Origin of the sequence: Pseudomonas sp. WS 5146 (assembly GCF_012985495.1) — a bacterium.
In the GTDB taxonomy this organism is placed as follows: Bacteria; Pseudomonadota; Gammaproteobacteria; order Pseudomonadales; family Pseudomonadaceae; genus Aquipseudomonas; species Aquipseudomonas edaphica.
In genome coordinates, this window is record NZ_JAAQWL010000009.1 from 200,196 (window position 1) to 225,868 (window position 25,673).

A 25,673-nucleotide genomic window follows, 5' to 3' on the forward strand; every position below is an offset into this window, starting at 1 on the left:
TGCTGCTACCTGTGCCAATACATGTGATGGTTTAAAAAAAGAAATACAGCCCGGTGTTGTTGTCAATTGCCAGTTTGTTGAGTTTGATTATTTTTCTTGCCAGCTCTTGGTTTTCGGGTATTGAATGATTTTCTAGTATATATAGTGATTTTTTGAGGTCTTCATTGGTGTTGATGCTCTCGTCTTCATAATCGTCGATCATCTTTCCAAGCGAATTGTTGATTTTGTCGATAACCCCTGATCCCATTAACTGCTGATATTCTGTATGGGTCAGGGGGCAATTCGCCAATAACGAGATTGGGCATTCGTCAGTGTCTAATAGAATCATCGCTTCTTTAGTCAAAGGCGTGCAGATAAGTTTCACTTTTCTATACTCTTGTTGAAGTGAGTGGCTTCGTTGTATTCACTCTGTGTTCTGCCCATTTGCTTTCCCGAAGGGGATAATTTGTTGTTTGGTACTATGCCTTCCAGACTGAGATAACGTCTTGATCCCGGGAGTGAAGGGTCGTGTATTCTAAAGTATCCACCACTTAAATCTTCTACTATTTCAATGCCGTCAGATGGGTTTTTATATATTTTTTTACCTTTGTGCGTCGTTGTAGTAACTGGGTTTGAGCCCGCAAATTTGATGATACTTTCATTTAGATCGGCCGTTTTCCAGTTGCCTGAGTATTTGGCCGCCCGTTGTGCGCCCCCTGTTTGGGGTAGTTCAACATCTCCTTCGTCTGTTTTGGCGAACTTGGGTGGACTGCTAGCTGCAACAGCTGGATCACAGTTGCCTGCGCCAGGGCAAGTATTTAGCCCCAGCGGATCCACCCACCCCGTAGGGTTGGGCACATACTGGTACGCGTTAATCCCACCCGCCAGCTTCACAGGGTCCGGCGTCAGGTAACGACCAATATCCGGATTGTAGTAGCGATGACGATTGTAGTGCAGCCCGCTTTCGGCATCAAAATATTGGCCCTGGAAGCGCAGCGGGTTTTCGATTTTTCTGACGTCTAGGCGGGCGATTTCACCGTAGGCGCGGTAGTGCGCGGACCAGACGATTTCGCCTTCGGGGTTTGTCAGTTCCTGTGGCGTGCCGAGGTGGTCGAGTTGGTAGTGAAAGGGCTTTGTTTCTTGTGGGCCAAAGCCTTCCAGCAGTACCAACGGGCGAAAACTGTCTGGCTCGTAGAGGTAACTGCGATGGCAGTCCGCGTGGTGTTCGGCTACCAGCTTGTCGCCTTGCCAGAAAAACTCCGTGGTTATGTCGTTAACGGTTTTGCTGATCCGCCGTCCAAACGGGTCATAGCGATAGCTGGCGGTTTGCCCATTGGGTTGGGTAATACCAATCAACCGATGCTGGCAGTCGTAGCGGTACTCGGTGACGAGCTGATGACCCTTGCCACGCCGCTGGCGGATCAGATTGCCGAAGGCGTCGTAGTCGTAGTGATGATCGCCCTGAATCATCAACCGGTTCCCCGCCACGATGTCCGGGCCGGGGCGGTCTTGCATGAGCAGGTTGCCGGCCGGGTCGTGGCCGAAGCGTTCCTGCACGTCTTGCGAGTGGTCGGCGCGGGTCAGGCGGGCGAGGGGGTCGTAGTGGTAGTGGTGTTCGCCTTTGCGGGTATCTAGCAGGCGGGTGAGGTTGCCGGTTTTGTCGTAGTCGTATTGGCGTTGGTATAGCGTGTGTTGCTGTTGGCTGACGGCGTGGGCGTGCAGGCGGTTTTGGTCGTCGTAGTGGTAGTGGCTGAGGAGCTGGCCCTGCTGGCGTTGGTGTTCGCGGCCGGTTTTGAACAGGTGGGAGGTGAGGGTTTCGCCATTCAGCTCGACGGTGGAAAGGTGGCCGCCTTTGTCGTGGTTGAAGGTGAGGCGGTTATTGTCTGGCAGGCGCAGTTTGTGCAGTTGGCCGCAGGCGTCATAGCCGTAGCGCAAGGTGCCCCAGCCTTGGTGTTCGGCGGTGAGGCGGTTTTGTGGATCGTACTCGTAGGCCAGCGCCCAGTGGCCGTCGTCGACGCTTAGGAGGTTGCCTTGGCGGTCGTAGGTATAGTCGACAATATTGCCGTCTGGCAGGGTTTTTCTTACGAGGCGCCCGGCGTGGTCTCGCTTATAGCGTGTAACGAGCTGGCTGCCGTCGTCGCCGTGTTCGGTTTTTTCCGCCAGGTTGCCGTTGAGGTCATACACGTAAGCCGTGCGCTGGCCGTCAAAGCCGATTTCCTGCTGGATCAGGCCATTGGGGTGGTAATCGAGTTGGTAGGTTTCGCCTGCCTCGTTTTCGATCGAGGTCAGCAGCAAACGCGCATTGTCGTAGCGATACTTAACGTGGGTGCCATCGGCGTTGATTCGGCGGCTGATCAGGTGCAGGCCGTTGGCATATTCGTAACGGGTGACGTGGCCGAGTTCGTCGTGTTCGGCGGTGATTTTTCCGTAGGCGTTGTAGCTGTATTCGCGCGTCGCGCCGCCTGGAAGGGTCAGTTTTCGCAGGCGCCCGGCAGCGTCCCGTTGGTACTGTGTGAGCTTGCCGTGCTCATCTTCCCGCGTGATCTGACGACCAAGATCGTCATAGCGATAACGCTTGCTACCCCCATTGGGCAGCAACTCCTCAAGCAACTGCCCACGCTCATTCCAGACCAGCCGATGGCAACTGTTATCGGTAAACCAAACCCCCGTCAGCTGCCCATATTTGTTGTAGCTGTAGTCCGTGATATTGCCGTCAGGATCCGTCTTGCGCGTGACGTCGCCCTGATCATTGCGCTCGTATTTCCAAACTGCCTCACCACGGCGCACAACGCGCACGAACCCGTTGTCATGCTCGTAGGACGTCGGCTCATCGTCCCCCGGAAACAACGCCACCAAGCGTCCGGCTTCGTCGTACTGATACGCCGTCACCGCCCCAAGCGGGTCCTGCTCTACGGTCAGCCGGCCTTTGTCGTCATAGGACTTGAAGTGTTCAGCGCCGTCCGGATCAATGCACTGCACCAGACGTGCGCGGTCATCGTGGACATACACTTCCCGGCTGCCATCAGCGTTATGCACCGTGACACGGCCGTCATCGCCCCAGGCATACCGCGTATCCATCTGCGAAAAGCTGGCCCAGTGCCGTACACACCGAGCGGCCTTGCCAGCCCGTTCCCACTCCCAAAAAAAGCTCGCGCCACCGGCCAACCCACGTTCAAGAATGACGTGCTGCTCGTCGTAGCGATAAACCTCGCTTTCACCCACAGCATTGGTCGCAGAAACCAGTCGGCCAAGGTCGTCATAGGCGTAGGAAACAATGCTCTGCTCGGTCACCCACTCAAACGGCTCATGCCCTTTGGCCCGATGAATCTGATAGTCCACCGCCACAATGCGGCCAAATTCATAACGCAGAAACAGCGAGCGACCTACACCATTATCCAGCCGTTCAACCCGCCCCAAACGATCGCGGAAAACTCGCAGTCGGTTGTCATACGCATCGCTGATCGCGGTCAGCGTACCGTCGCGAAAGTGATAAAAACGCGACGCCTGGGCCAGCACCAGTTCATCGGGCAGGTCACCCAAATAGATCGCCGCTTCAGCCAAGCTATTGGTAATCGCCGGTCGAGCCGCGGAGGGCAGCACAAACTCGGTACGACGATTCTCATGATCCGTCCACACCACCGAATCACCGGAAACACAAAGCCGCTGCGCCAGCGAATGGCTCCAGCCAAACCCCAACCCGCCATCCACTTCCACCGCACTGGTGCGATACAGCCGTGTCCACTCAAACGGCAAAACCCCATCCAGCGTGCCGTCTGTGAGCGTCAGCAATTCCTCGCCGGTGACCATCGACACCGGGCAGCCGTTGGTAACGGTTCTGTCGGCCGGAGCCGCCGCATCGCCATTAAGGTTCTTGCCCGAAGCAGGCACGTCATCAACGTGTTCTTTTTGCTTAACCACCGCGTTTTGCCGCGCCCGTCAGCGCATCTGCAGCGTGCCTTGCTTCAACCCGCCAACCACTCCGCGAACCGCCACCGCCTTGTAACGGTCCACCGCCTGCATGAATTTGGTCAGCATCCCGAGCAGGCTCCTGACAAAACCCACAGCGGCATCCAAAATCCGCGCGCCATACTTGGCCAGCCGCAAGCCGAGATAAGCCACGCCCGCCGCCGGCAACGCGATGGTCAGTACTGCGCCGATCACCAGATCAATCAGCAGCGACACTACAAAGCCCGCCGCCGTCTCGGCTATCTCGCCGGGTGGCAGTGCGTCCAGCCAGAGCATCGCGGTGCGCAGCATCAGGTACAGCGCGGCCTCGTCGCTGGCCAATAACATGGCCTGTTCCAGGACCTTGGGCGCATCGGTGGCCAACTGCGCCAACCTGGCGGCCTCGGCGCCGAGTTGCTCAGTGAATTTCAGCGGGTCTTCAAGAATCGCCTGAACCAGCTTGATGCTGCCCCATACATCGCGGATTGCCGCCCAACTGCCCGCCAGCACGCCGCTGCCAATCGCGCTGGCGGTCGATTGTTGCCAGTACGGTTTGAAATCTTTCCACTGCTCGCGCAGCCAGTGCTCCAGGTCGGCCGTCAGCCCTGCGTAAGAGGCAAACAGCGCGTCCACTTGCTGCGCAGAAACGCCGCCCTGCACCCGCACCTGATAGCGCCCGCCAGCGGCGCAAAAATGCGAACCCTTGCCATGTTCATCGAGCATGACAAGCGTGGAACTGCCGTCATCCAGCCCGACAACCTCCACCGGGATATCGCCGATCGGCACGTCATACACTGATTCGAACAAGCTCTGGATTTTAAGCTCGCCGCCCGCCGGGCACAGGGCCACGGTGGAAAATCCCATGTCAGTAATACTCACGGACTGTTGCGCATCGCCAACCCGCAGCACACGGTCCATCCCCAACAGCGACGGCATGTCGGCAGCATGGCTGAGCGTATCCAACGCCCGCGCATACCAGGCGTCCATCTGCTGGCGATACTCCGCCAGGCTCCGATGAAAGCCGTTGAGCTCATGTTCGATAAAGGCGATGTGGGCGGCGTTGGTCATCCGTGACGTCTCGGCAAAAAATGGCAAGGCGTCGGAGTCTGCTGCAGGAAAAAGCCGCTGGACGAATGGTTGGAAAAATCAGAATGGGATGACGCAGGACGGGTAAAAACCGCGAAAAACTATCCCGAAGGACTACGCAAAAAAGCGACCCGGCTCATTGCAATAAAGTCATGCAAATAAAAATTACTCTCATCCTTGCCCGATTTGGCGACATGGCCGTCATGGTTAATAGAACCTCCATTACGCAGGATTTCCCATGTCGCGCCTTGCTCGTCCCTTGCACCCACTGGCCCTGTCGGTGGCGATGGCTTTTGCCGCTGTGCCGTTGTTCGTCGTCCAGCCATTGTTTGCCGAAGAAACCGGCAGCGCGTTGCGCCGTTTTTCGGTTCCCGCGGGTGATTTGAGCCAATCCCTCAATCGTCTCGCCGAGCAGGCCGGGCTGGTACTGGCGTTTGATGCAGGCTTGACGCGCGGCAAGCACAGCAACGGTGTGAGCGGGCAATACGACACCGACGTGGCATTGGCGCAATTGCTCGCCGGCAGTGGCTTGCAGGCCATCAAGATCTCCGCCGACCGCTATCGCCTCGAAGCGCTCCCGAACGATGGCGGCGCCATGCAGTTGCAGGCCACCACCATCAGCGGCGCCTACCAGAGCGAAAGCCCCACTGGGCCGGTGGCGGGTTATGTCGCCACCCGCAGCCTGTCGGGCACCAAGACCGATACCGCGCTGATCGAGACGCCGCAGTCGATTTCGGTGGTCACCAAGGACCAGATGCGTGCGCAAAACGCCGAAAGCCTCAACCAGATCCTGCGCTACAGCGCCGCCGTGGTGCCGGAGACCCGTGGGGCCACGGCTTCGCGCCTCGACCAACTGACTATCCGTGGCTTCGCCCCGGCAACCTACCTCGACGGCCTGCGTATGCCATCGAGCCGAGATGCCTTGCCGCAAAAAGACGCCTTCGACCTGGAGCGCGTCGAAGTGCTGCGCGGGCCGGCCTCGGTGCTGTACGGGCAGGGCACGCCAAGCGGGGTGATCAACATGGTCACCAAACGCCCGCTGGACACGCCGTTTCATGAAGTCGGCGTGGAATACGGCACCTTCAACAAGAAGCGCACTACCTTTGATTTAAGCGGCCCGATTGATGATCAGGGTGTGTATGCCTATCGCGTGGCGGGGTTGTTCGATGACGCAGATGGCCAGGTCGACCACACCGAAACCCGCCGCCAGTCGCTGTCCAGTGCCTTCACCTGGCGCCCGGACGATGCTACCTCGCTGACCTTGCTTGGGCATTTTCAGAAAGACCCGAAGGGCGCGTCCTACGGGTCGGTGCCAGCCTGGGGCTCGGTGCTGCGCAGCCCTACCGGACGCAAGATCGATGTGGACTTCTATGACGGTGAAAAGAGCTTCGAGAAAAGCGACCGCGAGCATTACTCCATCGGTTACGCCTTCGAACACCACTTTAACGATGTTTGGACGGTGCGCCAGAACGCCCGTTACCTGCGCGCCGAAGGCGTCTACCGTAGCATTTACAACAGCAACCTGATGGGCGATTACCGCACCTCCAAACGCTCCACCATCGCCGCCGATGTGGACATGGATGCTTACACTATCGATAACCAGGTGCAGGCCAAATTCGACACTGGTTCGTTGCAGCACACGCTGTTGATGGGGCTCGATTACCAGAACACCCGCACCGACACCAAGACCGGTTATGGCAGTGGCCCGAACCTGGATATCTTCGATCCGGTCTACGGCGCGCCGGTCACCACACCCGCGTTCATCACCGACGCGACCTCGCGCAGCGAGCAGACCGGTGTTTATCTGCAAGAGCAAATGAAGTGGGACCAATGGGTGTTGTTGCTGGGTGGTCGCTATGACTGGGCCAGCACCGACAGCACCACCAAAACCATCAGCTCCGGCACCAAGAGCAAGTCGTCGCTGGACAGCAAGGCGTTTACCGGACGGGTCGGCCTGGTTTACCTGTTCGATAACGGCCTGGCGCCGTACGCGAGCTACGCGGAGTCGTTCAACCCGCAATCGGGCACGGGTTACGGCGGTTCGGTGTTCAAGCCGACCGAAGGCAAACAGTATGAAATCGGCATCAAGTACCAGCCGCCAGGCAGCAACAGCTTCATTACGGCGGCGATTTTCGACTTGCGCCAATCCAACGTGCCGACCATGGATCCGGACCCGACGCACCTGTGCGGCAGTGGCCGCTGCCAGATCCAGGACGGCGAGCAACAGTCCCGTGGCTTTGAACTGGAAGGCAAGGCCAGCCTCAACGACAACCTGAACATTACCGCGGCTTACGCCTATCTGGACAACCGCGCGAGCAAATCCAACAGTACCGTTCGCTACGCGCCGATCAGCGATGTCGGCACTGGGCCGGCGATTGCCGTTGAGGGCACCACCACCTACGGCGTGCCACGCCATACGGCCTCGGCGTGGGCCGACTACACCTTCCACGACGGCCTGCTCAAGGGCTTCGGCGTGGGGGCGGGCGCGCGGTATGTGGGCTCGTCCTGGGGCGATACCGCCAACACCCTGAAGGTACCGGGCTACACCTTGATGGATGCGGCGCTGCACTACGACATCCCGAATATCGCCAACCCCAAAGACAACCTGCGCCTGGCGCTGAACGCGACCAACCTGGCAAACAAAGAATACGTGGCCTCGTGCTACTCCTATTCGTGGTGCTGGTATGGCTCGCAGCGCACCGTGCAGGCGAGTGCCACTTACCAGTGGTAATCGGCACCCTTTAGGGTGATCCGTTTTTTGTGGCGAGCGAGCTTGCTCGCGCTGGGCTGCGCAGCAGCCCCAAAACCTGACACTTGGGTACACCTGAAGTACACGGTCATCCGGTCAAGGGGCCGCTGCGCGCCCCAGCGCGAGCAAGCTCGCTCGCCACAGTCGCTCGCCACAGGGTTTGCCAACATTTATTAGGTAAATGTTTACCCAGGAAGGCAATTTAATGGCCCCTTTGTAACAAAATCCCCGCCAAAATCACTTTTATTTTCAGGTGGTTAGATGGGGATGCAAATGCGCACTGTTGGAATGATGCTGATCGCCTGTTCCCTGGCTGGCGGCGCGGCGAGCGTGCAGGCCCGAGAGTTGCGCGAGGGTGACAAGTACATGTGCAGTTGGGGTGCAGGCACCGCCGCCAGGGCGCAGGAACTCAAGCTGTCGGGTGTGTCGCTGTATGCCGCGCGGCAGAAGATCCAGACCATCAAGTTCAGCAAATCGTGGATGCGCATGATGGCCATGGGCATCACCGAGCAGACCTACGACAGCCGCTCACGGCTCAAGCCCGACGTCATCCGCCAGAGTTTTTACCAGGACTGCCTGCGCTACAAAGTGGCGCGTAAATGATCCAGGGCTGTTTTGCACCGGTCAGTGCAAAATCTGCGTAAGCCTGTCCAACTTTGCCTCGGCGCTGCTGGCCATACTGGCGCCAGGTAAACCAAGAGGCACAAGGCCATGACTGATTACGTATTCCCCCCCGCGCCAACCCCATCCCTGGCCGTACAGGGCAGCGACGCACGTTTCCCGCTGCGCCGCGTGTTCTGCGTGGGCCGCAACTACAGCGAACACGCCCGCGAAATGGGGCATGACCCGGATCGCGAACCGCCATTTTTCTTTATGAAACCGGCGGATGCGGTGGTGCCGGCCGAAGGCGTGATCGCCTACCCGCCACTGACCGCCGACCTGCACCACGAGGTGGAGCTGGTGGTGGCCATCGGCAAGGGCGGGGTGGATATCAGCCCTGAAGCCGCTTTGTCTCACGTATGGGGATATGGCGTCGGTATCGACTTGACCCGTCGCGACCTGCAGGCCGAGGCGAAAAAGCTCGCGCGTCCGTGGGATTGGGGCAAGTCGTTCGATGAATCGGCGCCTAGCACCGCCTTGCAACCTGCGAGCGTTATCGGGCACCCCGCCAGCGGCAAGATCTGGCTCAAGGTCAATGGTCAGCAGCGTCAGGTCGGCGACTTGGCTGACCTGATCTGGTCGGTGAGTGAAATCATCAGCTACGCCTCAAAATCCGTAGCACTCAAGGCCGGTGACCTGATCTTTACCGGCACCCCGGCAGGCGTCGGCGCGTTGCAGCGTGGGGATGCGGTTACCGCTGGCATCAAGGGCATCGGCGAGTTGAGTTTCACCCTCAGCCAGGGTTGAGGCTAAAGTGGTGCCCAGGCCCTTCGAGAGACTGTTATGCCAGGCACCCGCGTCACCACCTATGGCATGGAACAACGCAGCGACCGCCCCGACTTCTATATCCGCGACAAGCGCGGGCGGGCGGCGCTGACCAGCCCGCATCGGCATGAATACTTCCAGATCCAGATCAACCTGGGCGGCGACACCGTGCAACATATCGGCGGCGCGGTGCGTCCGTTCCCGCACAAAGCCATGGCGTTTATCCTGCCCCATCGCCTGCATGTGATTCCCCACCCGCAAGACGGCGAGTTCATGCTGATCAACTTCAGCCAGGCGTTCTTCCTGCCGCAGTTGACCTGCGACCCGCTGGACCTGGAAGACATCCCCATCAGCCAGGCGCCGGAGCTGTCACCGTTCCGTTTTCAGGAGCACCTGGACTTCATCCTTGACGACGCCGACTTTGAACAAGTGCACATCTGGCTCGGCCATATGCGCACCCTGGACGCCCAGCGCACTTTCGGCGCACGTGAGCGCTTGAAGGGCTACTTGTTCCAACTGATCGGCCTGGTTTGCCAGCAGTACGCCGAACCCTTGCAGGCGTTTGCCGCCAATAACACCACCCGACGCGGACGCAAAGACGCCTTGGCACGGGTGCACGGCTATATCCGCGAGCATCTGCACGAGCCGGGCCTCAATCTTACTGACGCTGCGGCCGCTGCGTTCCTGTCACCCAACTACCTCACCCATTTGCTGCGCAAAGAAACCGGCAAACCCTTTTCTCAGTGGGTGCTCGACCGCCGAATGCAATTGGCGCGCACCTTATTGCTCAACACTGCGCAATTGATAGGTGCAGTTGCCCTGCGTTGCGGGTTTACCGACGAGGCGTACTTTTCCCGCTGCTTTCGCAAGGCCCATGGCCTGGCGCCGGGGCAGTTTCGGCGTCAACAACAGGCAAAACCCCTGTAGTCGAGCGCCTTCTCTTACAAATCCACGACAATCTGTGTGTTTCTATTTACATACAATTGCGTGCATCCACGGAGGAGGATCTATGCAAAACCCTATTCGGCTGGCGACGCTGGCGGATATCGACACGTTGTTCGCCATTCGCACGGCCGTGGTGCAGAACCACTTGAGCCGTGAGCAGATGGCGGATCTGGGCATTACGCCACAGGTGCTGGCGGACAGCATCCGTGAAGCGCCGTGCGTGTGGCTGGCAGAAGTGGAGGGCCAGCCGGCGGCTTTTTCGATGGTCAACTTTGACAGCGGCGAGGTATTTGCGATGTTCGTATTGCCCGCCTACGAAGGCCGGGGTTTGGGCCGCCAACTGATGGCGGTGGCTGAAGCCGCACTGTTTGAGCACCACCCGACGCTGTACCTGATCACCGACGGGCGCGGTGAAATCCGCGCCAACGGGTTTTACCAACGGCTGGGCTGGACGCAGGTGGGCCGGGTCGAGGGCGATGATGTGCGGTATGAAAAGAGCAGGGCACCTTAAATCATGAACCCGGCAGAACCCCCGTCCACCAACGGCCTTCGCTATGCGACGATCGGGGTTGCGTGCGTCGCGGTGCTGCTCGGCATCTTGTTTATGCGCTTCAATGCTCAGGTTGACCTGGAACGGGAAGAGGCCGCCGAACGCTTGGCGCTGTGCCAACATCTTGAAAGTGTGGCCCGTGCCACTTCGACTACCAGCCTGGAATCGCTTGAAGCCTGTAAGCAACTCAGAAAGCGTTACAGCGAGAGTGCCGCGCCGTGATAAGCAATAACCCTATTTGAACAATGGATATATAGCCACTAAGTGATAAGGGCTATATCGGTTTATTGCACCAAAAAGTGGCACTTGTTGACTTGGCTACCTTAAAAAACATGTGGTTATTGAATGACTTACGCGGCTTTTAATCCGACGAAAGGAATAAAATAATCTTGTTGCAGGTTTTGACAATCGTTACTATAGCCGGGCGTTCACCTCCCACGGTTTATGCATTTTTAAATCCCAAGTTTCCATCAGCTACTTGGGATTTTTTTTGCCTGGAGTTTGACCTCGGCATCACACTTCGCTATCAGCGAACTCTGCACGCATGCGTCCATTGCGTTTGGCCTGATACAGCAACTTGTCGACCGACTCGACGAACGCCAGCAGGTCGCTGTTGGGCGTCACGGTATGCGTGCCCACCCCCAGGCTCAGGCTCAGCAACTTGGAAACCGGCGAAACGGCGTGTTCGATCTGCTGCTGGCAAATCAAGTGCAGGCAGCGCTGCGCCACTTGCCTGGCTGAGGCTGCGTCGGTTTCGGGCAGCAACCACACAAATTCCTCGCCGCCGATACGCGCAATAAAATCCCGTGGCCGGTTGGCCGCCTGCGACAAAGTGCGGGCCACCTGGCGCAAGGCTTCATCGCCCTTGATATGGCCGTAGTGGTCGTTGTACTGCTTGAAAAAGTCTATATCCAGAATAATCAACGACAGCGGCAATTGGCTGCGCAGGGCACTGGCCCATTCGCGTTCGAGCACGGTGTCGAACATGCGGCGGTTGGCGATGCCGGTGAGGCCGTCCTGGAAGGAGTATTCCTCCAGTTGTTTTTGCAGGCGGATCAAGTGCTCTTCGGTCTTCTTGCGCTCGCTGATATCGAACATAAAGCCGATCAAGGCTTCGACTTCGCCGTCCTTGCGCACCACATGCACCACATCGCGGATCCACACATACTCGCCGTTGGCCGTCAGTGCGCGGTAGTCGGCTTCGTGGTCCACGCCGGCACGCGATTGCGACACGCAAAAGTTCACCACGTATTCACGGTCGTCCGGGTGCATGCGTTCGACCCAATCATCCACGCTCACCCAGCTTTGCGGGCTCCAGCCCAGCAGCGTTTCGATCTGCGGGCCGATGTAGCTGAAGGTCATGCTCTGCCAGTCGATGCGCCAAGGGATGGCCTTGGTCGACTCCAGCAGGGTTTTGTACACGTCGCTGTCGGGCTGGCTCGGGGGAACGATGCTCATGGCGGGCGGCTCAGGGTGATGGCGAAAAGCCAAGAGCGTCTTTTGATACAGGTTGTGAGTCAAGCCCTTGCCAAAGCAGCAGACGAGAGGTCGTGTGTTGGGTTTCTGGCGCCAGTGCACCAGCGTTTACAGGGCGAAATGTGGCACAGCTATCACTTTTGAATTAATTGTTCAGTAGCAGGCAAAACCTTATCTATGCTGGTTGCATCACACCCACAGGGTCGAACCCAGGGATGGGGGCTCAGCATGATTGCGCTCGACGAACTCAATAAGATCATGGCCGCGGGCTTCCTGCCGCTGGCCTGTGATTGCAGCCTCAACAGCGACGGCTCGCTGCGCATCAGGGTGTTCGAGCCAGCGTCGGGTCGCGTCGATCTGCTGTTGACCCGGGTCTCGCCCCAAGGCCTGGACAGCATCCGTTCCATCTCAAACCTTATTGGCGAACTGCGCACCGAGATCAAGGCCGGGCGGCGTGGCTTTGCGGCAGTCGGTTAACTGTTGACGCTGCTGGTGGGGGCGGTGTCAGCGCCATAGTAGCGCCAGCAGCAATGCCGATGCTCCGGCAGGATTACGCAGCCGCTGAGGCTGACGATCAACAGGGCGGCAACCAGCATAGAGAGTCGACGGGGCATGATATTTCCTCATTGTGTGTTTTGCGTTACCTGTTGAACGCCACCACCTGCACAAATCCGTCGCGATGCTTTCAAACATTTCATCCAGCGTTTTCTTCCCTTGAGCAATACTCCCATCGTCGAGAAACAATTCACCGTTCTCGCGACGGATTTTCCTGTGCCCAGCGTTCAACCCATCAGATGCGAACATTTTCGTCCGCCGTATGAAGGAGTTGCCATGAACCCTCTGGCCAAATTGCGCTATGCCTTGTTGGTCCCGCTGGCCTTCGCCGCGCTTGTCAGCACCCCGACCTTTGCCCAGACCGAAGTGATCATTCGCCAGGCCCCACCGGCCGAACGCGTTGAAGTGATCCCGGCTGAGCGCCCGGGCTTTGTCTGGGACCGTGGCCACTGGCAATGGGAACGTGGCGCGTATGCCTGGGTGCCGGGCCACTGGCAGGAAGTAGTGCGTAACGCACGCTGGGAGCCTGGGCACTGGGAATCCCGTGGCCCCAACTGGTACTGGCGCAAAGGGCACTGGATTCGCTGAAACCTCTTAGCCCCCGGACCGAGTATTACCTGATTGAAAGACACTGATCCGGACGTTGAGCTACTGGCACGTATCGGCAACAACGAACCTGCGGCCGTCAACGAAATGGTGACGCGCAAGCTGCCGCGCCTGCTTGCGCTTGCCGGGCGGCTGCTGGGGGATGCCGACGAAGCCAAGGACGTGGCCCAGGAAAGCTTCCTGCGCATCTGGCGCCAGGCGGCCAACTGGCGCCCCGGCGAAGCGCGTTTTGACACTTGGCTGCACCGCGTGGCGCTCAACCTGTGCCATGACCGCTTGCGCCGGCGCAAGGAACGCCCGTTGAACGAGGATGAAGCGCTGGAACTGGCAGACAGCGCACCCTCGCCAGATGAACAGTTGGAAACGGCGGACCGCAGTGCAAGGATGGCCGCCGCCCTGGCGGCCTTGCCCGAGCGCCAGCGTGAAGCCATTGTGCTGCAGTACTACCAGGAGCTGTCGAACATCGACGCCGCGGCCCTGATGAACATCAGCGTCGAGGCACTGGAGAGCCTGCTGTCGCGGGCCCGACGCCAGTTGCGCAGCCAACTTGCCGACACACCCGGGCTCGCCCGCCCAGGAAGGGGAAAACCATGACACCTGAACGCTTTGCGCACTTGGCTGACGCCTACGGCGCCAGCCTGCATCGCTGGCCCAGCGCCGAACAAGCCGCTGCCCAGGCACTGCTCGACAGCGGCAACCCACGCGCGCGCGAGGCGTTGCGCGAGGTCGGTTGGCTCGACGCCCAGTTGGACAGCCATCAGCTGGTGTTCAACGAACCGGCGCTTGCGCGACAGATTCGCGAGTCTGCACCACTACGGCCGTCGTTCTGGGCACGCTATGCCAACTGGCTGTCGCCTGCCGGGTTGGTGGGCGTGGGCATTGCCGGCATTGCCGCCGGGGTACTGGTGGCGTCACTGAGTGTGCCGTTGCCAATGCTGTCATCCGACGTGCTGCCCAGCGTCTTCGATCAGGGCGACGCCGATGTCGTCTTCACCGTCAACGCCGAGGAAACCGAGCAATGACCCCAACATCCCTTAAACCCTGGCTGGTTTTCTCGGTATTACTCAATGTGTTTTTGATCGGTGGCGTGGGCGGCGGCCTCTATCACTGGATGGCTACCGCCAAGCCCGCCGAAGCGGTGGTCAACCAGCACGGTCTGCGCCAGGCGATGATCAAGTTGCCGATGGAGCGGCGCAAGGAATTGCGCCAGTTGTTGCGCCACAACCGCGCCGACAGCCAGCCGCTGATCATGGCCGGTCGCGAAGCACGCCTGGGGGTGATCAAGCAGTTGGAAGCGCCGACGCTGGATCGCGATGCGCTGGTCACTGAACTGGCCAAGGCCCGCGAGGCAGATGCGGCGCTCCGGGCATTGGTGGACGCAACGCTGGCGCAGTTTGCGAGCAATTTGCCCCAGGATGAACGGCAAAAACTGGTCGAGGCGCTGTACCAGCGCGGGCAGGCCAAAAACCGCGAGAAACTGCCGCAGGTGGCGGGGACTAGACCGCGTTCCTGAGCGGTTGCTCACATCCAGCTGATGCCATGCGATCCAAGTGTGGGAGCTGGCTTGTCGGGTCGCCGCATCGCTGCCTGCGTATCGAGTGCGCCGACGGAGTATTGCCACGAGCGTGTTGGCCTTGCGTCTCGACTCGCTGCAAGCGCTTGGGTACCTTGAGCACGGCGGCGTGTTGCCGTTTGTGATCCGTTAGACTGTGCAACGGACCCGTCAAGGAGCGCTCGATGATTGACCCGCAAGTACTGCAACAGTTGGCCCCGGATGGCGTACTGCGCGCCGCTATTAACCTTGGTAACCCGGTGCTGGCGCAGCGCGGCGCCGACGGCGAGCCGCAGGGTGTGTCGGTGGCACTCGCACGCGCGCTGGCCGAGGAGCTGGGCGCCAGCCTGGAGCTGATCACCTTTGACGCCGCCGGCAAGGTCTTTGCCGCCTTGGCCGAAGACGTGTGGCGCGTGGCGTTCCTGGCGATCGAGCCGGTGCGTGAGCAGCAAATCGCCTTCAGCGCACCGTATGTGGCGATCAAGGGCACGTACCTGGTGGCGGCTGATTCGGCGCTGACCCAGGTGGCGCAACTGGATGCGCCGGGCAAGCGTATCGCCGTGGGACAGGGCGCGGCCTACGACCTGTACCTGAGCCGAACCGTGCAGCACGCCGAACTGGTGCGTGCGCCCACTTCTGCGGCGGCGGTGGACTGGTTTATCGAGCAAGGCCTGGATGCGGCGGCGGGGGTGCGGGATTTTCTGCAAACCCGTGTGTCTGCGCACTGGCGCCTGCTTGACGATAACTTCATGACCATTCACCAGGCCATGGCCGTTCCAGTGGCGCATGCAGCCGCTGCCGCGTTCGTCAAATCCTTTGTCGAACGGCAGAAAGCCAAGGGTGGAGTCAAGCGCGGTTTGCTGGACAGCGGGCAGAGTGCGGACTTACAGGCGTCGTAGGAACGACTTGACGATGTGGCGGGTGGCGTCGGTGGTGTCCAGTTCGTCCATGGCGCCGTAAGCGTGCCACCGGCAGTCAATGATCTCGTTGCAAGGGCGCGCCTCGCTGATGTTCACCACCGAGGCCTCGAACACGTGATGCACGGTGTCGCGGGCCTTCAGCTCCTGCAAGTACAACAAACCATCCACATTCAACCCGGTTTCTTCTTCCAGCTCGCGTGCGGCGGCGCCGACCGGGCGCTCGTCACGCTCGACCTTGCCGCCCGGCAAGGCCCATTTCGAGCGGGCCTTGCGCACGAAGAGGATATGCCCCTGGTGTTCACAAATTACGGTTGCACGGATTTTCAATGTCTACACCTGCCTGGCTCAGTGGCTGTCATGAAAGTGTAATGCAATTGTCATGCTGATTCAGGCTGGCAAGCACCAGCGGTGATGTGGATACTGCCCCCTTGATGAAAACGGACGAGGACAACTGATGAATACCGTACGTTGGGGCATGATTGGCTGTGGCAGTGTCACTGAATTAAAGAGTGGACCCGCCTTCTACAAAGCGCCAGGTTCGGCGCTGGTGGCCGTGATGGGGCGCCGTGAAGAAGCCGTGCGTGATTATGCGGCACGCCACGGCATTGCCCGTTTCTATACCGACGCCCAGGCCTTGATCGACGACCCCGAAGTGGACGCGGTGTACATCGCCACACCGCCCGACAGCCACCTCGAATACAGCCTGATGGTGGCGGCAGCCGGCAAGCATTGCTGCGTCGAAAAGCCCATGTCGCTGAATGCCGAGCAGAGCGCCTTGATGCAGCGCACCTTCGAGCGGGCCGGGCTGCACTTGTTTGTCTCTTACTACCGCCGTTCGTTGCCGCGCTTCCAGCAAGTACGCGACTGGCTGCAGGCAGGGCGCATTGGCGAGTTGCGCCACGTGACCTGGAGCCTGTGCAAGCCACCGGCGGCCGCTGATGCCAGCGCTGCCAACTGGCGCACCGACCCGACTATTGCCGGCGGCGGCTACTTTGCCGACCTGGCGAGCCATGGGTTTGATTTGTTCCAGTACCTGGCCGGCGATATCGTCGAGGTCACCGGGTTTACCGCGCGCCAGGCTGGCAATTACGTGGCTGAAGATGCGGTAACGGCTTGCTGGACTTTCGCAAATGGCGCGCTGGGCATGGGTTGCTGGAATTTTGTCGCAGACCGGCGCGAAGACCGCGTGGAGCTGATCGGCAGCCGCGGCCGCATCACCTTTGCCGTGTTTGAAGACCAGCCGTTACGCCTGGAAGGTGAGGTGAATGAGGTGCTGGAAATACCCTGCCATGCACATATCCAGTGGCATCACGTACTGGCCATGAATGCGCATATTTGTGGCGAAGCCGAACATCCGTCACTGGCGATCGAGGCGCTGAAGACCGACCGGATCCTCGATAAGGTGTTACTCCGTAACCCTAATTTGCCGGGTTAATCGGGATATACCTGTTTTTTCTCTCAGGAATAGGCAAATGAAATATTGGATGCTGTTGTGGCTGTTACTGGCCACCAATGTGCTGGCGGCCCCACGTAGCCAAGGGACGCCTGGGGAGTTTGATTTTTATGTGTTGTCGCTGTCATGGTCGCCGACGTTCTGCCTGACGCACCCTGGCAACGAGCAATGCACGGGCAAAGGCTACGGGTTTGTGTTGCACGGGCTTTGGCCGCAGTACGCCAAGGGCGGCTGGCCCGCGTCGTGCGATACGCAATCGCGATTGTCGGCGGCGGACCTGGCCAAAGGTGCGCTGATCTTCCCCACGCAGGCGTTGCTCAAGCACGAGTGGGCCAAACACGGCACCTGCAGCGGGCTGGACGCTTCGCGTTACCTGGAGGCCACCGATACGGCCTTGGCCAACGTGCAGATTCCGCAGCAGTTGCAGCCGTTCAATGTGCCCAATTACATGGATGCACAAGCGATCGAGAGCCTGTTCCGCCAGAGCAACCCGGCCATGGGCAACCATGGCATGGCGGTCATTTGCAAAGGCAAGGTGCTGTCTGAAGTACGCGTGTGCCTGAGCAAAGAGCTGCGTTTTGCCGGCTGCCCGCGCAGTGTTAAGAGCCAATGCAGGGGCGGCGATATCCGCATTCCGGTTCAGCGTTGATCAACGGTCGGGGTGCAAGGCGATGGCGCCAACCGCCGTTGCACTCGACGCGCCGGCGCGATCCGCCAGGTAACGCGCCGGGGGCTGGCCCACGGCTTTACGGAACATGGTGATAAAGCCGCTGGCGTTCTCATAACCCAGGTCCAGCGCTACCCGTTGCACACTTTCACCCTTGGCCAGGCGTTGCAGTGACAGAATCACATGTAACTGCCGACGCCAGCGGCCGAAACTCAAACCCAGCTCCTCCAGCAGCAGGCGCGTCATGCTGCGCTCGCTCATGCCGATGCGCTGTGCCCATTGTTCGAGCGTGGACTTGTCGCTGGGGTCTGCCAGCAAACTGTCGGCAAGGCGCCGCAGTCGCAGGTCCTGGGGCATGGGCAGGTGCAAGTCTTCAATGGGGGCTTGGGCCAGTTCGTCCAACAGTGTGTTGATCAAGCGTCCCTGCGCACCGGTTTCCTCGTACAAGTGCGGAAAACTCACCGCCTTGCTGATCAACTCATGCAACAGCCCGGACACGGCTAACGTGCAGCCTTGGGTGGGCAGAGCGCCGGCGGCGTCCGGGTCGATCAGCAGGCAATACACCTCAGCCTCCCCGGCACCCCGCGCGGCATGGGCCAGGCCGCCGGGAATCCAGAGTGCGCACTGGGGCGGCACGATCCAGATGCCGGCCTCGATCTGGCAATGAATCACCCCGCGCAGGGTGTACATCAACTGGCCTTTGCGGTGCGAGTGCGGCGTATGTTCCCAACGCTCGGACGTGCTGGTGGCGCCCACGGCGACCACTGCGCGCGGGATCAGGTCGGCGTCCCTGGACCTGGACAGGTCGCGTTCTTCAAGGCGGTGGCGTTGCATGGCGGATTCGCTATTTGGCCGAACTGCGAAATATTCTGGCTATTCTGTGCAATGCCGTCCAGTCGCAAGATCTCTATAGTGAGAGCCACTCTCATTCAGGAGCTTTGCCATGCGACTCGACAGTTCAACCTTTCCCGTGGTGAAAATCGTGTTTGACGCGCCTAACGAAGGCGGCCCGGAGGATGCTTTTGCGGTGTTCGAAAGCCTGCTGGCTCGCCAGCAAGCGTTTGTGCTGCTGCACGAAAAAGCCGTCGACGAAAACAACCACGAGCACTCTCACGAGGAGCGCAAACACGCCTCGATCTGGATGAAAAAAAACAAACAGGCGTTGCGCACTTACGTCAAAGGCATGATCCAGGTGGAACCCAGCGCCGCGCAACGCCTGGCCCTCAAGCCATTTGCGCTGATGTTCGGCAAGGCCTGGGGCTACCCGCTGCTGGTGGTGGAATCCAGGGACCGCGCCTGGGCGCTGGCGCGGGATGTACTCGATGAGCAGGTGTCGGATGTGGCGCATTTTTGAAGTGCCCGATCGTTGCGCTATCGTTCCCATGCTCCGCGTGGGCATGCATCCTGTGACGCTCCGCGTCACGACTTCAGGTGCGGGACGCGGAGCGTCCGAGGCGGCATTCCCACATTGGTTGAATGGTGTGCTTGCGGACGCATTAAAGTATCCTCCGCGCCCCGCTTATCACTGATTCAATAAGAATGACCGGACAAGACATGCAGGCACTGCTGGAATCGATCCTGAGCGAAGTTCGCCCCCTGATCGGCCAGGGCAAAGTCGCCGACTACATTCCCGCACTCGCCGATGTACCCGCCAATCAGCTTGGCATCGCCGTGTACGGCAACGATGGCTCGGCCTATTGCGCAGGCGATGCCGACACGCTGTTCTCGGTACAGAGCATCTCCAAGGTGTTCAGCCTGGTGCAGGCCATCGACCATGGCGGCGAAACCATCTGGGAGCGCCTGGGCCACGAGCCTTCGGGGCAACCGTTCAATTCCATGGTGCAGCTGGAGTTCGAACGCGGCCGCCCGCGCAATCCCTTCATCAATGCCGGCGCCCTGGTGATCTGCGACATCAACCAGTCACGCTTCGCCGTGCCGATTTTGTCGATGCGTGACTTTGTGCGGCGCCTGTCGGGTAACCCGCAAATCCTGGTCAACAGCGTCGTCGCCGACTCCGAGGCCCAGCACGGCGCGCGCAACGCGGCCATGGCCTATTTGATGAAGTCCTTCGGCAACTTCCACAACGACGTCGACGCGGTGCTGCACAGTTACTTCAACTACTGCGCGCTGCAAATGAGCTGCCTGGATTTGGCCCGGGCATTCAGCTTCCTGGCCAACGAGGGCGTAAGTGCCCACAGTGGCGAGCAGATTTTGACCGCGCGCCAGACCAAGCAGGTCAACTCGATCATGGCCACCAGCGGGCTGTATGACGAGGCGGGCAACTTTGCCTACCGTGTGGGTTTGCCGGGCAAGAGTGGCGTCGGCGGCGGAATTGTCGCCGTGGTGCCGGGGCAGTTTACGGTGTGCGTGTGGTCGCCGGAATTGAATGCGGCGGGGAACTCGCTGGCGGGGATGAAGGCGTTGGAGTTGCTGAGCGAGCGGATTGGGTGGTCGGTGTTTTGAGTGCCTGGGGATTCACGCTGATGCATGAATCCCCTTGCTGATCAGGACTTACGAGGCTTCACGAACAGATCAAGCATCAAAAACAATGCCCCGGCTGTAATTGCGATATCGGCAATATTGAACACGCCGGTATGTGTTGGCCCCACGTTCAGCACCATGTAATCCACGACATGCCCGTCGCGAAACACACGGTCGATCAAGTTGGCGATACCGCCCAAGGCAATTGCGTAAAGCGGCAAGACTTTACGCAGCGGCTGGCTCCAGTTGGAAAGCGACCACCACATGGCCCACGTCACCACGACGGCTACGCCAACGATAAAGATCAGCTGTTTGACCTGCGGCGGCAATGCGGCGCCCAGGCTGAGGAAGGCGCCTGGGTTGAGGCTCAGTTCCAGCGCAAGGTTGAGAGGGCTGGAGCCAATTTTGAAGCTGCTGGCTTGCAGCGAAACCAGGGCCAGCAGTTTGACTAGCTGGTCCACGGCAATAAAGGCAATGCCGGCGAGGAGGGCGAAGGTGCGGCTTCGTAGAAGGGGCGAGGTACTCAAGCGGTAACTTCCTGTTCCGGTCTGTCGATAGAGCGCCCGAAGATAGCTCAGGCGCTCTACCTCGTCCATCTTCAGGCGGCTGGGTGGGCCACGTTCAGGGCTTTGTCCACCAGCAACTGCACACCTTCGAGCATGCGGCAGATGCCCAGCGCGACATTGCGTTGGGAGCCGTCGATTTCAAACGCCAGGTGGTTGGCGATATCGCTGATGGACGCCAAGTCCTGGGAAGCGTTGACCAGCAGGGTTTCGGTGCCCAGGTCGGCGCGCACGGTGAAGATGCCTTCACTGGGTTCGGGAATGGGTTTGCCGGGGTTGAGGTAGTGGGCGATCGCACGGTAGGCCACTTCGTGCAGGGTGCTGGTGTCGTAGTCTGGCTGGCCTGGGGGATTTGGGCTGTCTTTGATCATGGTGAAGCTCCTTTATAAATGGAGCTGCCACGATTCGCGGTCAAACGAATTAGGGTGGCAGCTATACGCGGGTTGACCGACCGGCTAAAGAAGCAAATCCGGCATACCCGAAGGTATCCCGCGTACAGCTGCCGCGACACGATACATCAGGCGTAAAAAAAACGCCCAGGATCGGTGTGGGTGCAGTTGCTCTTTAAAGTCGGACGGTCAAATCCGGCCGCTGAATTGGCAGCGACGGCACAGAGATTAGTCAGCCCACTTCCGACCGACAACCTGAAACCACTGTGGGAAATATCTGAACGCACACGATCTCCTGTGGGAGCTGGCTTGCCTGCGATAGCCATAGGTATCTACACAACCGGTTAACACGAAGTCTGTGGCAGGTGGGCTGTTGTGGCGAGCAGGACAAGCCTGCTCGCCACAGGAGAAATAGGCTGCTTTTAAAAGTTGTGTAGATACCTATGCTGCGATAGCAGTGTGTCAGTCAACCCATGCGGTACTGAAAGGCCGTCATCGCAGGCAAGCCAGCTCCCACCTATTGATCTTCATCGGTTTTGAGGTTGATCGTTCACAACGCGTGGAAACGATCTTCAGGCGGCTGGGTGCGCTACGTTCAGAGCTTTGTCCACCAGCAGTTGCACACCTTCGAGCATGCGGCAGATGCCCAGCGCGACATTGCGTTGGGAGCCGTCGATTTCAAACGCCAGGTGGTTGGCGATATCGCTGATGGACGCCAAGTCCTGGGAAGCGTTGACCAGCAGGGTTTCGGTGCCCAGGTCGGCTCGCACGGTGAAGATGCCTTCACTGGGTTCGGGAATGGGTTTGCCGGGGTTGAGGTAGTGGGCGATCGCACGGTAGGCCACTTCGTGCAGAGTGCTGGTGTCGTAGTCTGGCTGGCCTGGGGGATTTGGGCTGTCTTTGATCATGGTGAAGGTCCTAAGATTAAGTGGAGCTGCCAACGTTCGCGGTCAAGCGAAGAGGGTGGCAGCTGTACACGGGTTGACCGACCGGCAATCAAAGGAAATCCGGCATACCCGAAGGTATCCCGCATACAGCCACCGCAACACGATACCTCAGGCGTGAAAAAAACACCTGAAATAGGTTAGAGCCAAGCTGTACTTTAATTAATCGGACGGTCAAATCCGGCCGCTGAATTGGCAGCGACGGCACAGAGATTAGTCAGCCCACTTCCGACCGACAACCTGAAACCACTGTGGGAATTATCTGAACGCACGCGATCTCCTGTGGGAGCTGGCTTGCCTGCGATAGCAGTGTGTCAGTCAACCCATCCGGCACTGAAAGGCCGCTATCGCAGGCAAGCCAGCTCCCACAGGTTGATCTTCATCGCTCGTTGATGGCGAGTGTCATACCTGCGAGCTATGAACCAGGCGCAAACCAGCGTATCCAGCCCGCCCATAACAGCATGAGCACGCCGACACACAGCAGTACGGCGTACACCGGCCGTACGCGGCGGACGCGGTCTTGCAGTGCGCCAAGGGTGCAGAGTGCAATGAGCAGCGCGAACACCCAGCGGGGCAGGTGGGCGGTGATGCCTAAACGGTTTCGTGCCCGTGGCTTGATCGGCGAAGTGTTGCGGGTTGCGGGTTTTGGCCGGTTCATGGACGAGTCCTTTCGCTCATGATGAATGGGTGAGCCAATCGATGATTGCGCTCTCGACTGGCTAAGCTAGCGCAGTTTGTGGGAGGCGTAACCTGTGAGAATTGACAGTTTTTTGAACTGTTTTGGCATTCACCGGAGATTCAATGTGGGAGCTGGCTTGCCTGCGATAGCAGTGTGTCTGCCAACCCATGCGGTACTGGAAGATCGCTATCGCAGGCAAGCCAGCTCCCACAGGTTGATCTTCATTGGGGTGGAGATTTGTGTTTGTTCCAAACAAAAAATGCGCCCCAGAGGGCGCATTTTTTTGTTCGGTCAGCAATCACCTAATCAAGCAATCGCATCCCAAGCCCGATCACCGTGCTCGTCTTTAATCCGAGTCGGCAAGCCCATCACGTCCAGCGCCTTCAGGAACGGCTCAGCCGGCAGTTCCTCGACGTTGGCCATGTGTTTCACGTCCCACTCGCCACGCGCCACCAGCAGCGCAGCGGCTACCGGAGGCACGCCTGCGGTGTAGGAGATGCCTTGGCTGTCGGTCTCGGCAAAGGCTTCTTCATGGCAGGCCACGTTGTAGATGAACATCTCACGTGGCTGGCCGCCTTTGGTGCCTTTGACCAGGTCACCGATGCAGGTTTTGCCGGTGTAGCCGGGGGCGAGCGAAGATGGGTCGGGCAGCACGGCCTTGACCAGTTTAAGCGGTACGACTTCCAGGCCTTCGGCGGTGGTGACCGGTTTTTCGGAGAGCAGGCCGAGGTTTTTCAATACGGTGAACACGTTGATGTAGTGTTCGCCGAAGCTCATCCAGAACCGCACGTTGGGCACGTCGAGGTTTTTCGACAGCGAGTGCACTTCATCGTGGCCGGTAAGGTAGAGGTTCTGCGAACCGACGACCGGCAGGTCGTCGGTGCGTTTGACTTCGAACATGGTGTTGCTGGTCCACTGGCTGTTCTGCCAGCTCCACACCTGCCCGGTGAACTCGCGGAAGTTGATTTCCGGGTCGAAGTTGGTGGCGAAGTATTTGCCATGGCTGCCGGCATTGACGTCGAGAATATCGATTGAATCAATGCGGTCGAAATGCTGTTGCTGCGCCAGCGCGGCATACGCGTTGACGACACCCGGGTCGAAGCCCACGCCAAGGATGGCGGTGATGTTCTTCTGTTTGCACTCTTCCAGGTGGTTCCATTCATAGTTGCCGTACCACGGCGGGGTCTCGCAGACCTTGCCCGGCTCTTCGTGAATGGCGGTGTCCAGGTACGCAACGCCCGTGTCGATGCAGGCACGCAGTACCGACATGTTGAGGAACGCGGAACCCACGTTGATAACGATCTGCGACTCGGTCTCGCGGATCAGGGCCTTGGTCGCTTCCACGTCCAAAGCGTTCAGCGCAAAGGCCTGGATGTCGGCGGGCACCTTGAGGCTACCCTTGGCCTTGACGCTGTCGATGATGGCCTGGCATTTGGAGATGTTGCGCGACGCGATAGCAATACGACCGAGTTCGTCGTTGTGCTGCGCGCACTTGTGGGCCACCACCTTGGCGACACCTCCTGCACCAATGATAAGAACGTTCTTTTTCAATTGCTTTATCTCTCCTTTATCCGCCAGCTTACGAAAGGCTGGACAGGTAGTCGTCGTAACCAAATTCACGAACCACCTCGACTGTACCGTCGAGTTGTTTCACTACGATGGACGGCATTTTCAGGCCGTTGAACCAGTTTTTCTTGACCATGGTGTAGCCTGCGGTGTCGATGAACGACAGCCGATCGCCGATGGCCAGCGGACGATCAAATTGATACTCGCCGAAGATGTCCCCGGCCAGGCAGGATTTGCCGCACACCATCACGGTGTGTTCGCCGTCGCTCGGCGCTAATTTGGCGTTGAGGCGGTAGATCAGCAAGTCCAGCAGGTGAGCTTCGATGGAGCTGTCGACCACGGCGAGGTTCTTGCCGTTGTAGAGGGTGTCGAGCACGGTGACTTCCAGCGAGGCGCTGTTGGTGATCGCTGCTTCACCCGGTTCCAGATACACCTGCACGCCGTACTGCTCGGAGAATGCTTTCAAGCGCGCGCAGAACGCGTCCACGGCATAGTCTTCACCGGTGAAGTGGATGCCGCCGCCAAGGCTGACCCACTCGACCTTGTGCAGCAGCGCGCCGAAGCGTTCTTCGATGGTGCCGAGCATTTTGTCGAACAGGCTGAAGTCGCCGTTCTCACAGTTGTTGTGAAACATGAAGCCCGAGATTTGATCAATCACGCCTTCGATCTTCACCGGGTCCCATTCGCCCAGGCGGCTGAACGGGCGCGCCGGGTCGGCGAGCAAATAGTCGGAGCTGCTCACCTGCGGGTTGACGCGCAGGCCGCGGGTCTTGCCTTCGCTGCGTTCGGCAAAACGTTGCAGTTGGCTGATGGAGTTGAAGATGATCTTGTCGCAGTTCTCCAGCATCTCTTCGATTTCGTCATCGGCCCAGGCCACGCTGTAGGCGTGCGCTTCACCTTCGAACTTCTGGCGACCGAGCTTCAATTCATACAGCGACGACGAGGTGGTGCCGTCCATGTATTGCTGCATCAGGTCAAACACCGACCAGGTGGCGAAGCACTTGAGCGCCAGCAGCGCCTTGGCGCCGGACTGCTCGCGCACGTAAGCAATCTTCTGCATGTTGACCAGAAGCTTCTGTTTATCGATGAGGTAGTACGGCGTTTTGATCATTTTTGAGAGCCTGCGGCGGTGCCTGCCAAAAA

27 protein-coding genes and 1 pseudogene are annotated in these 25,673 nt (G+C 59.3%); 16 read left to right on the forward strand and 12 right to left on the reverse strand.

Going from position 1 to position 25,673, the window contains the following annotated elements; all coding sequences use genetic code 11:
* Nucleotides 1-31: 31 nt before the first annotated feature.
* The 3 genes and pseudogenes from HBO41_RS22155 to HBO41_RS29915 form a co-directional block, all read right to left on the reverse strand.
* Nucleotides 32-364 (reverse strand): hypothetical protein, encoded by a 333-nt coding sequence (locus tag HBO41_RS22155; protein ID WP_017134605.1) that lies wholly within the window; start codon nt 362-364, stop codon nt 32-34.
* Nucleotides 361-3,882, reverse strand: a pseudogene (locus tag HBO41_RS22160) (RHS repeat-associated core domain-containing protein); the annotation flags it as partial. The gene HBO41_RS22155 and the pseudogene HBO41_RS22160, both read right to left, overlap by 4 nt.
* Nucleotides 3,883-3,915: 33 nt before the next feature.
* Nucleotides 3,916-4,992 (reverse strand): hypothetical protein, encoded by a 1,077-nt coding sequence (locus tag HBO41_RS29915; protein WP_407073968.1) that lies wholly within the window; start codon nt 4,990-4,992, stop codon nt 3,916-3,918.
* 256 nt (nt 4,993-5,248) lie between these two features.
* Here HBO41_RS29915 and HBO41_RS22165 point away from each other — a divergent pair, with 256 nt between their 5' ends.
* The 6 genes from HBO41_RS22165 (at nt 5,249) to HBO41_RS22190 (ending at nt 10,901) form a co-directional block, all read left to right on the forward strand.
* A complete protein-coding gene (locus HBO41_RS22165; protein ID WP_169987735.1) occupies nt 5,249-7,741 on the forward strand; it encodes a TonB-dependent siderophore receptor in 2,493 nt (830 codons plus the stop codon).
* Nucleotides 7,742-8,032: 291 nt separating this feature from the next.
* On the forward strand, nt 8,033-8,362 hold the full coding sequence (locus HBO41_RS22170; protein WP_026013691.1) for a hypothetical protein: 330 nt from the start codon (nt 8,033-8,035) through the stop codon (nt 8,360-8,362).
* Between the two features lie 108 nt (nt 8,363-8,470).
* A complete protein-coding gene (locus tag HBO41_RS22175; RefSeq protein WP_169987737.1) occupies nt 8,471-9,166 on the forward strand; it encodes a fumarylacetoacetate hydrolase family protein in 696 nt (231 codons plus the stop codon).
* Between the two features lie 36 nt (nt 9,167-9,202).
* Complete coding sequence (locus HBO41_RS22180) at nt 9,203-10,111, forward strand: AraC family transcriptional regulator (RefSeq protein WP_017136887.1); 909 nt, start codon at nt 9,203-9,205, stop codon at nt 10,109-10,111.
* An 82-nt stretch (nt 10,112-10,193) separates the two neighbouring features.
* The gene (locus HBO41_RS22185) at nt 10,194-10,640 is read left to right on the forward strand and encodes a GNAT family N-acetyltransferase (RefSeq protein ID WP_017136886.1); all 447 of its coding nucleotides are present in this window, start codon (nt 10,194-10,196) and stop codon (nt 10,638-10,640) included.
* Between the two features lie 3 nt (nt 10,641-10,643).
* Entirely contained in the window at nt 10,644-10,901 is a 258-nt protein-coding gene (locus HBO41_RS22190) for a hypothetical protein (RefSeq protein ID WP_169987739.1), read from the forward strand.
* Between the two features lie 291 nt (nt 10,902-11,192).
* Here HBO41_RS22190 and HBO41_RS22195 read toward each other — a convergent pair whose 3' ends face one another.
* Nucleotides 11,193-12,137, reverse strand: a complete 945-nt coding sequence (locus HBO41_RS22195) for a sensor domain-containing diguanylate cyclase (RefSeq protein WP_017136884.1) — start codon at nt 12,135-12,137, stop codon at nt 11,193-11,195.
* A 246-nt stretch (nt 12,138-12,383) separates the two neighbouring features.
* On the opposite strand from HBO41_RS22195, the gene HBO41_RS22200 reads away from it, so the two are divergent.
* On the forward strand, nt 12,384-12,632 hold the full coding sequence (locus tag HBO41_RS22200; RefSeq protein ID WP_017136883.1) for a DUF1652 domain-containing protein: 249 nt from the start codon (nt 12,384-12,386) through the stop codon (nt 12,630-12,632).
* Here HBO41_RS22200 and HBO41_RS22205 read toward each other — a convergent pair.
* Nucleotides 12,629-12,769: a hypothetical protein gene (locus HBO41_RS22205; protein WP_017136882.1), complete on the reverse strand. Its 141-nt coding sequence runs from the start codon at nt 12,767-12,769 to the stop codon at nt 12,629-12,631. The genes HBO41_RS22200 and HBO41_RS22205 overlap by 4 nt on opposite strands.
* Nucleotides 12,770-12,986: 217 nt before the next feature.
* On the opposite strand from HBO41_RS22205, the gene HBO41_RS22210 reads away from it, so the two are divergent.
* From HBO41_RS22210 to HBO41_RS22230, 5 genes are all read left to right on the forward strand, one after another.
* Entirely contained in the window at nt 12,987-13,298 is a 312-nt protein-coding gene (locus tag HBO41_RS22210; protein ID WP_017136881.1) for a YXWGXW repeat-containing protein, read from the forward strand.
* A 33-nt stretch (nt 13,299-13,331) separates the two neighbouring features.
* Nucleotides 13,332-13,910, forward strand: a complete 579-nt coding sequence (locus HBO41_RS22215; protein WP_017136880.1) for an RNA polymerase sigma factor — start codon at nt 13,332-13,334, stop codon at nt 13,908-13,910.
* Nucleotides 13,907-14,338: a hypothetical protein gene (locus HBO41_RS22220; RefSeq protein WP_169987741.1), complete on the forward strand. Its 432-nt coding sequence runs from the start codon at nt 13,907-13,909 to the stop codon at nt 14,336-14,338. Before HBO41_RS22215 ends, HBO41_RS22220 begins: the two co-directional genes overlap by 4 nt.
* On the forward strand, nt 14,335-14,829 hold the full coding sequence (locus HBO41_RS22225; protein ID WP_017136878.1) for a periplasmic heavy metal sensor: 495 nt from the start codon (nt 14,335-14,337) through the stop codon (nt 14,827-14,829). Before HBO41_RS22220 ends, HBO41_RS22225 begins: the two co-directional genes overlap by 4 nt.
* A 224-nt stretch (nt 14,830-15,053) precedes the next feature.
* Entirely contained in the window at nt 15,054-15,767 is a 714-nt protein-coding gene (locus tag HBO41_RS22230; protein ID WP_017136877.1) for a transporter substrate-binding domain-containing protein, read from the forward strand.
* Here the strand turns inward: HBO41_RS22230 and HBO41_RS22235 are convergent.
* Nucleotides 15,753-16,115, reverse strand: a complete 363-nt coding sequence (locus tag HBO41_RS22235; protein WP_017136876.1) for an NUDIX hydrolase — start codon at nt 16,113-16,115, stop codon at nt 15,753-15,755. The two genes, HBO41_RS22230 and HBO41_RS22235, sit on opposite strands and share 15 nt — an antisense overlap.
* A gap of 127 nt (nt 16,116-16,242) precedes the next feature.
* Between HBO41_RS22235 and HBO41_RS22240 the strand changes: the two genes are divergently transcribed.
* Together HBO41_RS22240 and HBO41_RS22245 are read left to right on the forward strand one after the other, a co-directional pair.
* Entirely contained in the window at nt 16,243-17,223 is a 981-nt protein-coding gene (locus HBO41_RS22240; RefSeq protein ID WP_169987743.1) for a Gfo/Idh/MocA family protein, read from the forward strand.
* 37 nt (nt 17,224-17,260) lie between these two features.
* Nucleotides 17,261-17,890 (forward strand): ribonuclease T2 family protein, encoded by a 630-nt coding sequence (locus tag HBO41_RS22245; RefSeq protein ID WP_099547790.1) that lies wholly within the window; start codon nt 17,261-17,263, stop codon nt 17,888-17,890.
* On the opposite strand, the gene HBO41_RS22250 is transcribed toward HBO41_RS22245, so the two are convergent.
* Nucleotides 17,891-18,742: a helix-turn-helix domain-containing protein gene (locus tag HBO41_RS22250; RefSeq protein WP_169987745.1), complete on the reverse strand. Its 852-nt coding sequence runs from the start codon at nt 18,740-18,742 to the stop codon at nt 17,891-17,893.
* Between the two features lie 109 nt (nt 18,743-18,851).
* Between HBO41_RS22250 and HBO41_RS22255 the strand changes: the two genes are divergently transcribed.
* Complete coding sequence (locus tag HBO41_RS22255; protein WP_017136873.1) at nt 18,852-19,262, forward strand: hypothetical protein; 411 nt, start codon at nt 18,852-18,854, stop codon at nt 19,260-19,262.
* Nucleotides 19,263-19,462: 200 nt separating this feature from the next.
* Nucleotides 19,463-20,371: a glutaminase B gene (gene glsB, locus HBO41_RS22260; protein ID WP_017136872.1), complete on the forward strand. Its 909-nt coding sequence runs from the start codon at nt 19,463-19,465 to the stop codon at nt 20,369-20,371.
* A 41-nt stretch (nt 20,372-20,412) separates the two neighbouring features.
* Here the strand turns inward: glsB and HBO41_RS22265 are convergent, their stop codons facing one another.
* The 5 genes from HBO41_RS22265 to HBO41_RS22285 all read right to left on the reverse strand — a co-directional run bounded on the left by HBO41_RS22265 (nt 20,413) and on the right by HBO41_RS22285 (nt 25,641).
* On the reverse strand, nt 20,413-20,916 hold the full coding sequence (locus HBO41_RS22265; protein WP_169987747.1) for a signal peptidase II: 504 nt from the start codon (nt 20,914-20,916) through the stop codon (nt 20,413-20,415).
* 71 nt (nt 20,917-20,987) lie between these two features.
* Nucleotides 20,988-21,323: a DUF6124 family protein gene (locus HBO41_RS22270; protein WP_017136868.1), complete on the reverse strand. Its 336-nt coding sequence runs from the start codon at nt 21,321-21,323 to the stop codon at nt 20,988-20,990.
* Nucleotides 21,324-21,913: 590 nt separating this feature from the next.
* Nucleotides 21,914-22,249, reverse strand: coding sequence for a DUF6124 family protein (locus HBO41_RS22275; RefSeq protein WP_017136868.1), 336 nt, complete (start codon nt 22,247-22,249; stop codon nt 21,914-21,916).
* A 1,021-nt stretch (nt 22,250-23,270) separates the two neighbouring features.
* Complete coding sequence (locus HBO41_RS22280) at nt 23,271-24,515, reverse strand: saccharopine dehydrogenase family protein (RefSeq protein WP_017136866.1); 1,245 nt, start codon at nt 24,513-24,515, stop codon at nt 23,271-23,273.
* A gap of 28 nt (nt 24,516-24,543) precedes the next feature.
* Nucleotides 24,544-25,641 carry a carboxynorspermidine decarboxylase gene (locus tag HBO41_RS22285; RefSeq protein ID WP_017136865.1) on the reverse strand — a complete coding sequence of 366 codons (1,098 nt, stop codon included), beginning with the start codon at nt 25,639-25,641 and terminating at the stop codon, nt 24,544-24,546.
* Nucleotides 25,642-25,673: the final 32 nt, after the last annotated feature.